Annotated in this window: 6 protein-coding genes; 4 read left to right on the forward strand and 2 right to left on the reverse strand. The window is 69.9% G+C overall.

Annotated features, from left to right (window positions below):
• Positions 1–71 precede the first annotated feature (71 nt).
• The 3 genes from ACN0RJ_RS02320 to pbpC are packed head-to-tail and all read left to right on the forward strand — an operon-like array spanning position 72 to position 8,060.
• Positions 72–5,498 (forward strand): alpha-2-macroglobulin family protein, encoded by a 5,427-nt coding sequence (locus ACN0RJ_RS02320; protein WP_417723297.1) that lies wholly within the window; start codon positions 72–74, stop codon positions 5,496–5,498.
• Entirely contained in the window at positions 5,495–6,049 is a 555-nt protein-coding gene (locus tag ACN0RJ_RS02325; protein WP_417718550.1) for a putative glycolipid-binding domain-containing protein, read from the forward strand. The genes ACN0RJ_RS02320 and ACN0RJ_RS02325 overlap by 4 nt, the downstream gene beginning before the upstream one ends.
• Positions 6,042–8,060 (forward strand): penicillin-binding protein 1C, encoded by a 2,019-nt coding sequence (gene pbpC, locus ACN0RJ_RS02330; protein WP_417723298.1) that lies wholly within the window; start codon positions 6,042–6,044, stop codon positions 8,058–8,060. The genes ACN0RJ_RS02325 and pbpC overlap by 8 nt, the downstream gene beginning before the upstream one ends.
• Positions 8,061–8,066: 6 nt before the next feature.
• Here the strand turns inward: pbpC and ACN0RJ_RS02335 are convergent, their stop codons facing one another.
• On the reverse strand, positions 8,067–9,245 hold the full coding sequence (locus tag ACN0RJ_RS02335; RefSeq protein ID WP_417723299.1) for an acetyl-CoA C-acyltransferase family protein: 1,179 nt from the start codon (positions 9,243–9,245) through the stop codon (positions 8,067–8,069).
• Between the two features lie 330 nt (positions 9,246–9,575).
• On the reverse strand, positions 9,576–10,916 hold the full coding sequence (locus ACN0RJ_RS02340; protein WP_417723300.1) for a mechanosensitive ion channel family protein: 1,341 nt from the start codon (positions 10,914–10,916) through the stop codon (positions 9,576–9,578).
• Between the two features lie 431 nt (positions 10,917–11,347).
• On the opposite strand from ACN0RJ_RS02340, the gene leuC reads away from it, so the two are divergent.
• Positions 11,348–12,769, forward strand: coding sequence for a 3-isopropylmalate dehydratase large subunit (gene leuC, locus ACN0RJ_RS02345; RefSeq protein ID WP_417718546.1), 1,422 nt, complete (start codon positions 11,348–11,350; stop codon positions 12,767–12,769).
• Positions 12,770–12,777 lie beyond the last annotated feature (8 nt).

The raw sequence follows: 12,777 nt of genomic DNA on the forward strand, positions 1-12,777 counted from the left end.
ATCCTCGGGGAATCGTTGCATCGACACCAAGCCTGTGCACGATGAAGGGATCGGACGGCAGGAGAGATTTCATGCGCCTTTTCGCTCTGGCTCTGATCGCGGGTCTTTGTGCCACGATGTCCCTCAGCGCGCAGGAGGCGATGCCGGACAAGCGGCTGGTCGTCACCCGCGACGTCGATTTCTACGGCTCGGATCTGCAGGCGCTGTTCGACACCACGCTCGAAGCCTGCTCCAACCTGTGCCTGAACTCCGGGGACTGTCGCGCCTTCACCTTCAATGCGCGCTCCGGTTCCTGTTTCCCGAAATCCGCCGTGCTCGAGGAACGCCCCTACGAAGGCGCCGTGTCGGCCGTGGTCCGGGAGACCGACCCCGCGGCGATGGCAACGGCGCGCGACCGCCGGGAGGATCTGTCCTTCCTCCGGCCCGAAGACCTGGACGCCGCCCTGGCCGAGGCGTCGGAGCTGGGGCTGCGTCACGGCGGCGGGCAGTGGAGCGTTCAGGCGCTGCTGGATGCCGCGGGCAACGCGGCCACCAAGGGGAACCTGCGCCAGTCGGTGTTCTGGATCGGCGCCGCGCTGGCGCAAGGCGACGGTGCCGACCTCTGGCTCGAATATGCGCGCCAGTCCCTGCAATATGCTCGAAGCGACGGGGCCGAGCGCGGCACCTACACGCGGCGCGCGGTGCTCGCGGCGCTGAACGGCTACCTGCGGGCGGGCCCGGAGGCGCAGCGCGTCTCCGCCCTTCTCGGGCTTGCCGAGGCGCTGGAAGCCTCGGGGCGCGGCAAGGACATGGTGCCGACGCTCCGGTTGGCCGAACGCATCTCTCCGCGCGACGACGTGATCGGCGCGCTCGACGCGGCCATCGCGAAATACGGCTTCCGCATCGTCGATCACGTGGTGGAGTCCGACAGCGCCGATCCCCGGATCTGCGCCGAATTCTCCGAGACGCTGGCCAGGGCCGGAGTCGATTATGCACCCTACGTGCGCCTGCCGGATGCGCGGCTCGCCGTGACATCGGACGACCGGCGGGTCTGTGTCACCGGGGTCGAACACGGCGCGCGCTACCAACTGACCTTCCGCGCTGGTTTGCCCTCGGCAGAGGGAGAGGCGCTGGCGCGCGATGTCGCGCTGGACGTCTACGTGCGCGACCGCGAACCCGTCGTCAGCTTTCCGGGCCGTGCCTACGTGCTGCCGAAAAGCGCCGATGCGGGGCTGCCGGTCGAGACGGTGAACCTCTCCTCCATCGACCTCAAGCTGCGGCGGATCGCCGACCGCAACCTGATCCGGGCGATCCAGGACAGCTATTTCGGGCGTCCGCTGTCGGGCTGGCAGGAGCAATCCTTTGCCGGCGATATCGCGGAAGAGGTCTGGACCGGCACGGGCGAGGTGGAAAACCGGCTCAATGCCGATGTGCTGACCCGCCTGCCGGTGGGCGATGTGGTGGCCGACATGCCGGCCGGGATCTATGCGCTGTCGGCGGCGGTGCCCGGCGCCGATCCCTACGATCGGCCCGCCGCAACCCAGTGGTTCGTGCTGTCCGACATCGGGCTGACGACGCTGGGCGGCACCGACGGTCTGACGGTCTTTGCCCGCGCGCTGTCGGATGCCGCGCCCCTCGAAGGGCTGAGCGTCACGCTGCTGTCGCGCTCCAACCGCGAACTCGGTACGGCTGTGACGGATGCCGAAGGTGTCGCGCGTTTCGCGCCGGGCCTGACGCGTGGCACCGGCGGGGCGGAACCGGCGCTGGTCATGGCCGAACGCGGCGAGGACGACCTCGCCTTCCTGTCGCTGACCGATCCGGCCTTCGACCTTTCCGACCGCGGGGTCGAGGGGCGCGCGCCTGCGGGTCCGGTCGATGCCTTCGTTGCCACCGACCGCGGCGCCTACCGGGCCGGGGAAACCGTGCATGTCACCGCGCTGCTCCGCGATGCGCAGGTGCGCGCGGTCGACGGCCTGCCCGCGACGGCGGTCCTGACGCGGCCGGACGGCGTGGAATATACCCGCGAAACCTCGACCGGCGGGATTGACGGCGGGCATGTCTTCCACCTGCCGCTGGCGCCCTCGGTGCCGCGCGGCACATGGCGGCTGGCGCTCTACGGCGATCCGCAGGCCGAACCGCTGTCGACCTCGACCCTGCTGGTCGAGGATTTCCTGCCCGAGCGCATCGACGTGGACCTCGCCCTGCCGGAGGCGCCCATCGACCCGCTCGCGCCGCCGCTGCTGACCGTCACCGCGCGCTACCTGTTCGGCGCGCCGGGTGCCGACCTTGCCATCGAGGGCGAGGTCACGCTGCTGCCCCGCACGACGCTGGATGCGCTGCCGGGCTACCGCTTCGGCCGCCATGACGCCGGCGCGAACCCGCAGACCCGTGCCCTGCCCGGCGACCTGCGCACCGGGGCCGACGGCCTTGCGACCCTGCCGCTGACCCTGCCCGATCCCGAGGTCGAGGGACTGCCGCAGGAGGCGCGCGTGACGATGCGCGTGGCCGAAGGGTCGGGCCGCCCGGTGGAGCGGAGCCTCCTGCATCCCGTCGCGGCCTCCGGCCCGCTGATCGGCATACGCCCGGAATTCGACGGCACCCTGCCCGAAGGCGGCGAAGCAAGCTTCCTGCTGCAATCCTTCGGCCCCGATCTGTCGCCGGTTCCGATGGAGGTGGCCTGGCGCATCAACCGCGTGAACACGCGCTATCAATGGTACGAGCTTTACGGCAACTGGGAGTGGGAGCCGGTCACCACCCGCGAACTGGTCGCCGGCGGAACCGCGTCCCTGGGCGACGGGCCGCAGCGTGTCGCCGCCGATGTGGGCTGGGGCGAATACGAACTGGTCGTCGAGCGGACCGGCGGCGCCTATGTCGCTTCCTCCGTCGGGTTCGACGCGGGCTGGTATGCGCCCGCCGATGCCGTCGCCACCCCCGACACGCTGGAGCTGTCGCTGGACAAGCCGGGATACCGTCCCGGCGATACCGCGCATCTGCGCATCGTGCCGCGGTATGCGGGCAAGGCGCTGGTCACCGTGCTTTCCGACCGGGTGATCGCGATGACCGCGGTGGAGGTGCCCGAGGGCGCCAGCGTCATCGACCTCCCCGTCACCGAGGAATGGGGCGCGGGCGCCTATGTCACCGCGCAGGTGATCCGCCCGATGGACGTGAGCGCGGCGCGCAATCCGGCCCGCAGCCTCGGCCTCGCCCATGCCGCGATCGACCCCGGCGCCCGCAGGCTGTCCGTCGCGCTCGACGCGCCCGCCGAAAGCGCCCCGCGCGCTGCGCTGGAGGCGGGGGTGCGTGTCGACGGACTTGCCGCAGGAGACACCGCCCATGTCACCGTCGCGGCGGTGGATGTGGGCATCCTGAACCTTACCGGCTTCCGCAGCCCAGATCCGGCGGGGCACTACTTCGGCCAGCGGCGCCTGGGGGTCGAGATCCGCGACATCTACGGACGGCTGATCGACGGCATGAACGGCGCGATGGGGCAGGTCCGGTCCGGCGGCGACGCGGACAACGGCATGCGTCTCGCCGCTCCGCCCCCGACCGAGGAACTGGTGGCCTTCTTCTCCGGCGCGGTGACGGTCGGTCCGGACGGAACGGCGCGGGTGTCCTTCGACATGCCGGATTTCAACGGGACGGTAAAGCTCATGGCCTTGGCCTGGACCGCGACGGCGGTCGGGCAGGCCGAGGCCGAGGTGCTGGTCCGCGATCCCGTGGTCCTGCAGGCCTCGCTGCCGCGGTTTCTCGCGCCCGGCGACAGCACCCGGATGCTGCTCGAGATCACCCATGCCACCGGCCCCGAGGGCGAGGTCGGCCTCGACGTCACCTCGGACGGGGTGACGCTGGCGCCCGAGAGCATCCCCGCCGCCATCACCCTGGCGGCCGGTGAAACCCAGCGTCTGAGCCTGCCGATCACGGCGGGAGAGGCGGGCGATCACGGCATCACCGTGGCGATGACCACCCCCGACGGCAAGCGTCTGACCAAGACGCTGGCCATCGGCATCCGTGCGAACGATCCGGCGACGGGCACGACGCGCCGCTTCACCCTGTCGCCGGGCGAGACCTTCTCCCTCGACGACGAGGTGCTGACGGGCCTCAGGCCGGACACCGCGGAGGTTCTGGTCTCGGCCGGGCCGCTGGCGCGGTTCGACGTGCCGGGCATGCTTGCCGCGCTCGACCGCTATCCCTACGGCTGCACGGAACAGGTAACCTCCCAGGCGCTGCCGATGCTGTATCTCGCCGCCATCACCGAGCCGCTGGGCCTCGGCGGCAAGGACCTGATCGACCTCCGGGTGTCGCAGGCGATCACCCGCATCCTGACGCGGCAGGCGCCGAACGGCGGCTTCGGCCTGTGGTACGCGGATTCGGGGGATTTCTGGCTCGATGCCTATGTCACCGATTTCCTGACCCGTGCCCGGCGTCAGGGCCATGATGTGCCGGAAACCGCGCTGACCATGGCCGTCGACAACCTGCGCAACCAGATCTCCTACGCGGCGGATTTCGACAACGGCGGAGAGGAGATCGCCTATGCGCTGCTGGTCCTCGCGCGCGAGGGGCGCGCCAACGTCGGGGATCTGCGATACTACGCCGACGAACGGGCCGACAATTTCGCGACGCCGATGGCGCAGGCGCAACTGGGCGCGGCGCTGGCAAGCTACGGCGACCAGACCCGCGCCGACCGGATGTTCGCCAAGGCAGCCGAACGGATCGCGCGCATCCCGCAGGAGGTGCCGCAGAGTTACCGCGCCGATTACGGTACGCCGCTGCGCGATGCGGCGGGCCTGCTGACGCTGGCGGTCGAAGCGCGCTCCGATGCGCTCGACACCGATGCGCTGGTGACGCGCATTGCCGCCGCCACCCGTCCCCTGTCGACGCAGGAGATGTCGTGGACGCTGCTGGCGGCACAGGCGATGGTGGAGGACCCCTCGATGGGCGGCATCACCCTTGACGGCGCGCCGGTGGCGGGCCCCTTCGTGCGCCGGATCGAAGGCGGCGCGCTGGTTCCGGTGCGCATCGCCAACAGCGGCACCGCGCCGACGCCCGTCACCCTGACCACGCTCGGCGTGCCGCTGGGCGAAACCGCTGCGGGAGGATACGGCTATGCGATCACGCGGGACTATTTCTCGATGACCGGCGAACCGGTCGAAGGCCCGGTCAGCCGGGGCGACCGGCTCGTCACCGTGCTGACCGTCCGTCCCGCCGAAAAGACCGGCGCACGTCTGATGATCGACGACGCGCTTCCGGCAGGGTTCGAGATCGACAACCCCGACCTGATCCGCGCCGGGGACATCCGCGCCCTCGACTGGCTGGAGCCGTCCGAAGCCATCCATACGGAGTTCCGCGCGGAGCGCTTTCTTGCGGCGGTGGACCAGTCCGGGGATGCGCCCATCCGGCTGGCCTATATCGTGCGGGCGATCTCTCCCGGCACGTTCCACCATCCGGCGGCGCTGGTCGAAGACATGTACCGGCCGGACTACCGCGCCACGACCGCCTCGGGCACGCTGGTGATCGAATGACGGGAACCATCGCGACAACCCGCTGGAAGGCCCTCGACCGGGATGGCGAGGACAAGTGCCGCCTTGCCCACCTCGACGGGGGGTACATGCTGGTCGGTCATGCCCGGTTCCGGGACGGCAGCGGCTGGGCGGCGCTCGACTACATCGTGCGCACCGGGCCGGACTGGATCACCCGCAGCGCCGATGTCTCGGGCACTTACGGCGGCGGCGAGGTCGCGCTGCGCTTTACCGTCCGTGACGGCGCCTGGGCGATGAACTGCGTGCCCCAGCCGCAGCTCGAGGGCTGCGAGGACATCGACTTTGCCTTCACCCCGGCGACCAACCTCATGCCGATGCGCCGCCTGCCCGAGGTCGGACGCCTGATGACGCGCTCGGCCTGGCTGCGGCTGCCGGGGCCGATGGTCACCCCCCTGTCGCAGAGCTACACGCGCGAGCGCGGCAACCTCGTGGCCTACACGGCCGAGGAATCCGGCTATGCCACGCATCTTGCAACGGACCCGCACGGCTTCGTCACGCATTACCCCGGCCTCTGGGAAGGCGCAGGTGCGTAGACTGGCCGCCCTTGTCGTCGTGCTGTGGTGCGTGGCGCTCGGGCGGGACGCGGTCGACGACTGGATCGACCGGACGGCGATTCCCGTTCTCGTGCACGCCACCTCGTCCGAGGTGCGCGACCGCCACGGCGCGCTGTTGCGGGCCTACACGGTCGAGGACGGCTTGTGGCGCATGGCGCTGTCGCTGGACCAGGTGGACCCGATGTTCTTCGACATGCTCATCGCCTACGAGGACAAGCGGTTCCGCGAGCATCCGGGGTTCGACACCATGGCGACGGCGCGTGCGGTCTGGCAGGGGCTGCGACACGGGCGCATCGTGTCCGGCGCCTCGACCCTGACGATGCAGGTGGCACGGCTGCTCGAGGACGGGACCACCGGCGCCTGGCAGGGCAAGCTGCGGCAGACCCGGCTTGCGCTCGCGCTGGAACGGCGGCTGAGCAAGGACCAGATCCTGCAGCTCTACCTGGAACTGGCCCCCTACGGCGGCAATGTCGAAGGTCTCCGGGCCGCCTCGCTCGCGTGGTTCGGCAAGGAACCGCGCCGCCTCACGCCGGCCGAGGCGGCGCTTCTCGTCGCGCTTCCGCAGGCGCCAGAAAGCCGCCGCCCCGACCGCCACCCCGAAGCCGCCCGCATCGCGCGCGACCGGGTGCTGGAGCGCATGGCCGGGGCCGGGGTCATCGACGCGGAAACCGCCCGCGCCTCGCGCCGCGATCCCGCGCCGACGCAGCGGCGTCCGGTGCCGATGCTGGCGCCTCACATGGCGGACCGGGCCGTGGCCGAAGCGCCGGGCCGCCACGATCTGACCCTCGACCGGGACCTTCAGCAAAGCCTCGAAACGCTCGCCCGCGACTACATGGCCCGGCAGGACCCGCGCCTGTCTCTCGCGATCATGGTGGCCGACCACCGGACGGGAGAGATTCTGGCCAGTGTCGGATCGCCCGCCTATTCGGAAACCCGGGGGCAGGGGTTCGTGGACATGACGCAGGCGCTGCGTTCGCCCGGGTCGACGTTGAAACCGCTGGTCTACGGGCTGGCCTTCGACCGGGGGCTTGCGCATCCGGAAACGCTGATCGCGGACAGCCCGGTGCAATTCGGCACCTATGCGCCGCAGAATTTCGACGGGCAGTTCCGGGGCGAGGTGCGAATCTCGCGCGCGCTGCAGATGTCGCTCAACATCCCGGTGGTGCGGCTGACCGATGCCATGGGCCCGGCGCACCTGATGGCGGCGCTGGGCAAGGCGGGGCTGCGTCCCGAACTGCCTCCGGGGCGGCCCGGGCTGGCGGTGAGCCTCGGAGGCGTCGGACTGACGCTGTCGGACATGCTGACCCTCTACGCCGCGCTGGCCCGGGACGGACAGGCCCGCCCGCTGCGCTGGCAACTCGACCAGCCCGAGGGCGTGGCCGCGCGATTGCTGAGCCCGCGGTCGGCCTGGCAGATCGGTCACATCCTTGCCGGGATCGCGCCCCCCGCCCATGCCGGTCCGTCCGGGCGCGTGGCCTACAAGACCGGCACCTCCTACGGTCATCGCGACGCCTGGGCGCTGGGCTGGGACGGGCGGTTCGTGGCGGGAGTCTGGATCGGACGGCCGGACGGGACGCCGGTGCCGGGCGCGTTCGGAGGCGATCTCGCCGCGCCGCTGCTGTTCGAGGCGCTCGGCCGCACCGGGCCGAAGCCCGAGCCGCTGCCGGCACCGCCGCCCGACACGCTGATCGTGGGAAACGGCGCGCTGCCGGCACATCTGCAACGCTTCGGCGGCACCGAGGTCGATCGGGACCCGCTCACGCTGGCCTTTCCGCCGGACGGTGCCCGCCTCGCGCCGGACCCGCGCGGTGTGCCGGTGAAGCTGCGCGGCGGCACCCCGCCCTATACGCTGCTCGCCGATGGCGAGGTCATCGCCACCGGCCTGCGCGGCACCGATCTTCTGGCGCCGCTCACCGGGCCGGGCTTTGCCACCCTTGCCGTGATCGACGCCACCGGCCGCTCCGGGCGGGTGTCCATCGAACTGCGCTGAGCCGTCTCAGATCCGCTCGATCGCGAGGGCGATGCCCTGCCCGCCACCGATGCACATGGTGATCAGCGCCCGGCGCCCGCCGGTGCGCTCGAGTTCGTACAGGGCCTTGACCGTGATGATCGACCCGGTCGCGCCGACCGGATGGCCCAGCGCAATGGCGCCGCCGTTCGGATTCACCCTTGCCGGGTCGAGGCCGAGACCCTTGTTCACCGCAAGCGCCTGCGCGGCAAAGGCCTCGTTCGATTCGACGAGGTCGAAATCACCGATCCCGAGGCCGGTGCGCGCCAACAGGGCCTCGACCGCCGGGACCGGACCGATGCCCATGACCTCGGGCCGCACGCCGGCATGGGCATAGCCGAGAATCCGCGCCTTGGGCGTCAGCCCCGCAGCCTGCGCGGCAGAGGCCCGCGCCAGAACCAGCGCCGCGGCGCCGTCGTTGATGCCCGAGGCATTGCCCGCCGTGACGCTGCCATCCTTGCGGAAGGCGGGCCGCAACCCGGCAAGCTTGTCGGCGGAGGTCGCCTTGGGATGTTCGTCGGTATCCACCGTGACCGAGCCGCGGCGGGTCGCGATCTCGACCGGCACGATCTGGTCGCGGAAAATGCCGTCGGCAATCGCCCGCGCCGCGCGGGTCTGGCTTTCCAGCGCAAAGGCATCCTGCGCCTCGCGGGTGATCCCGTGCTCGTCGGCGACGTTTTCGGCGGTGATCCCCATGTGGCCGGTGCCGAACGGGCAGTTCAGCGCACCGAGCATCATGTCGAGCATCCGGATATCGCCCATCTTGGCGCCCCAGCGCACATCCGGCGCGATGTAGGGCGCGCGCGACATGCTTTCGGCACCTCCGACCAGGGCGAAATCGGCATCGCCGAGCATCAGCGCCTGCGCGCCCGAGACGATGGCCTGGGCACCGGACCCGCAGAGCCGGTTCACGTTCATCGCGGGAACGCTGTCCGGCACACCTGCGGTCATCGCCGCAACGCGGCTGAGGTACATGTCGCGGGGTTCGGTGTTGATCACATGGCCGAACACCACGGTGCCGATCCTGTCCGGCGCGACTCCGGCGCGCTCCATCGCGGCCTTCGCGGCGGTGGCACCGAGGTCGATCGGCGGCACTCCGGACAGCGCGCCTCCGAAGGTGCCGATGGCCGTGCGCGCCCCGCCAAGAATTACGATGTCGTCCGTCATGATCCCCTCCGGCAACTGTTCCGGGGCGACTATGGCGGCCCGCCGCCGGGTTGTCAGCCGCAACCGGGGCGCGCGCCGTTCCTCCGTTGCGTCATTTCCGCGGGATGCTGCGGGCGGAGCTTGCCTGACCCTCCGGCGGGGCAAGGACGCGGCGCAGGCGTTCCCGGAGGCGCGGGAACGTGCCGGGTGCGCTGACGCGTTCGCCACGCGGCGGCACATGGGGGCAGGACCCGTCGCGGTAGGCGTGCAGGGCCGGGTCGTGCCAGTCTGGTTCGGATTCTCGCATGGTCCGGAGGGTGCCCCGGAAAGCTTTTCAAACCGCTAACGCGATCAGTCCGGAAGCGGGTCGGCCGGCGGTTTCCCGTCGCCCAGAAGGCGCACCTCGCGCTGCGGGAAGGGGATGGAGATGCCGTGTTCCTTGAAGGCGTCCCAGAGCGCCAGGTAGACATTGCCCCGGATGTTGGTGAGCCCCCCGGTCGGGTCGGAAATCCAGAACCTCAGGATGTAGTCGACCGAGGAATCGCCGAAGCCGACGATGTGGCAGACGGGCGGGCGGTCCCCGAGCACGCGCTTGACGTTCTGGGCCGCCTCGATGGCGATGCGGCGCACCAGGTGGGGATCGTCGCCGTAGGCCGTGCCGAAGAAAATGTCGAGCCGCACGAAGTCGTTGGAATGCGACCAGTTCACCACCTGCCCGGTGATCAGGTCCTCGTTCGGGATCAGGTATTCCTTGCCGTCGCGCGTGGTGATCGAGACATACCGGGCGCCGAGCGCGTTGATCCAGCCGAAGGTCTCGCCGAGCGAGATCACGTCCCCCGGCTTGATCGACTTGTCGAGCAGGATGATGACCCCCGACACCAGGTTCGACACCACCTTCTGCAGGCCGAAGCCGAGGCCGACGCCGATGGCACCGGACAGCACGGCGAGGCCGGTCAGGTCGACGCCGACCAGCTTCAGCCCCATGAAGAAGGCCGTTCCGTAAAGAGCGACCTGCAGCAGCTTGACCGCCAGTACCTGCATCGAGGGCGAGATGTCCTCGTTCCGCCGGATCCGCGCGGCGGAAACGGTGGCCAGGGCGCGGGCGATGGCGATGAGCCCGGCCACCATGATCAGCGCCTGCACCACCAGCCAGACGCTGAGGTTCGAATCGCCGATGCGGATCGCCAGCCGTTCGAGGATGGAGCGCGTCTCGTCGAACAGGCCGAGGATGTGCAGCGTCACCGCCGCCCAGGCGCCGTAGCGCACGATGGAGCGCATCAGCGGGTTGGCGATCAGCCGCGTCGCGAAGGCGATCACCAGCCAGGCGGTGAACAGGTTCGCCATCACCCCGAGCAGGTAGGAGCGCGACGGCCAGGTCGCCTGCTGCATGATGCCGTAGGTCACCCAGATCATCAGCGTGAAGATCATCATGCGCAACCGGCGGTGCACGATGATGAAGGTCCGCATCTGCCAGACCGGCCAGCCCCGCGCCGCCGCCCAGGCCCGGATACGCGGTCCCACCGTGCGCGAGATCAGCGCCGCCCCGACGAACAGCGCCGCGGCGATCAGGATCTGGTAGAGGTTCCATTCGCGGGCGAAGATCTTGAGATAGAACTCGCCCCACGCCAGCAGGCTGCGCAGGATCTCTTCCAACATTTCCAGAGGTGTCTGGTCCGCTTCGGTCTGGTTCATCGCCGGGCCGTCTCCCTTCGCGACCAGCGTGGCAGCCCCCGCCGGGCAGGGCAAGGGGAGAGCGGCCCTCGGCGCGCCCGGCGTGACCGGGGGCGTCCCGGCGGACGCCCCGCCGATGCCTTGCCGCGACACTGCCGCCGCGCCCCTTGCCGGCACGAATTCCGCCGGCCGCGGCATCCCGGCGGACATTTTCGTCGCTCGCCGTTTTTTCGGGCAGGTTCCACGACCACTTGATCGAAAGGGGGACTCCCTGTATTTCCCCGCCATGACCCGGGTTTTCGATCTCTGTGACCACATGCGACTGCGTGAACGGTTCCACGGCGCCAGCTTTACCGTTCTGGCGCGTCTATAAGCCTGCCCGAGCCCGCCGAGGGCGCAGGCCGACCCGCGCCCAGCCATAGCCAAATTCGCCATTTCCGGAGACCAGACCCATGTCCGGCAAGACTCTCTACGACAAGATCTGGGATGCCCACGTCGTCCAGCAGGACGAAGACGGCACCTGCCTTCTCTACATCGACCGTCACCTCGTGCACGAGGTCACCTCGCCCCAGGCCTTCGAGGGCCTGCGCATCGCGGGCCGCCAGGTCCGCGCGCCCGAACGCACCATCGCGGTGCCCGATCACAACGTGCCGACCACGCTCGACCGTGAAAACGGCATCGAGAACGAGGAATCGCGCATCCAGGTCGAAGCGCTCGACAAGAACGCCAAGGATTTCGGCGTGCATTACTACCCGGTGAGCGACATCCGCCAGGGCATCGTGCACATCGTCGGCCCCGAACAGGGCTGGACCCTGCCCGGCATGACCGTGGTCTGCGGCGATTCCCACACCGCCACCCACGGCGCCTTCGGCGCGCTGGCCCACGGCATCGGCACCTCCGAGGTCGAGCACGTGCTCGCCACGCAGACGCTGATCCAGGCCAAATCGAAGAACATGAAGGTCGAGATCACCGGCAAGCTGCGCCCCGGCGTGACCGCCAAGGACATCACCCTGTCCGTGATCGGCGCCACCGGCACCGCGGGCGGCACCGGCTATGTCATCGAATATTGCGGCGAAGCGATCCGCGACCTGTCGATGGAAGGCCGCATGACCGTCTGCAACATGGCGATCGAAGGCGGCGCCCGGGCCGGTCTCATCGCGCCGGACGAAAAGACCTTCGACTACGTGAAGGGCCGTCCCCACGCCCCCAAGGGCGCCCAGTTCGAAGCCGCGCTCGCGTGGTGGAAGACGCTGTTCTCCGACGAGGACGCGCATTGGGACAAGGTCGTCACGCTCAAGGGCGAGGACATCGCCCCGGTCGTGACCTGGGGCACCTCTCCCGAGGACGTGCTGCCGATCACCGCATCGGTTCCCGCCGCCGAGGATTTCAAGGGCGGCAAAGTCGAGGCGGCCCGCCGGTCGCTGGCCTACATGGGGCTCGAAGCCGGCCAGAAGCTGACCGACATCAAGATCGACACGGTCTTCATCGGGTCCTGCACCAACGGCCGGATCGAGGATTTCCGCGCCGCCGCTGCGATCCTCAAGGGCCGCAAGATCGCACCGGGCATCCGCGCCATGGTCGTGCCGGGATCGGGTCTCGTCCGGGCCCAGGCCGAGGAAGAGGGCATCGCACAGATCTTCATCGACGCGGGCTTCGAATGGCGTCTCGCGGGTTGCTCCATGTGCCTCGCGATGAACCCGGACCAACTGTCCCCGGGCGAACGCTGCGCCGCCACCTCGAACCGCAACTTCGAAGGCCGTCAGGGTCGTGGCGGCCGGACCCACCTCATGTCCCCCGCGATGGCGGCGGCGGCTGCGGTGACCGGACACCTCACCGACGTGCGCGAACTGATGGATGAGCCGGTCTCGGCCTGAGGAGAGAA

The sequence above is a fragment of the Salipiger sp. genome (genome assembly GCF_048261495.1).
Lineage (GTDB): Bacteria > Pseudomonadota > Alphaproteobacteria > Rhodobacterales > Rhodobacteraceae > Salipiger.

Bases quoted from the DNA above. Each gene is read 5' to 3' on its own strand.
- ACN0RJ_RS02320 (WP_417723297.1), top strand. From the start codon at position 72: ATGCGCCTTTTCGCTCTGGCTCTGATCGCGGGTCTTTGTGCCACGATG.
- ACN0RJ_RS02325 (WP_417718550.1), top strand. From the start codon at position 5,495: ATGACGGGAACCATCGCGACAACCCGCTGGAAGGCCCTCGACCGGGAT.
- ACN0RJ_RS02335 (WP_417723299.1), bottom strand. From the start codon at position 9,245: ATGACGGACGACATCGTAATTCTTGGCGGGGCGCGCACGGCCATCGGC.
- ACN0RJ_RS02340 (WP_417723300.1), bottom strand. From the start codon at position 10,916: ATGAACCAGACCGAAGCGGACCAGACACCTCTGGAAATGTTGGAAGAG.
- leuC (WP_417718546.1), top strand. From the start codon at position 11,348: ATGTCCGGCAAGACTCTCTACGACAAGATCTGGGATGCCCACGTCGTC.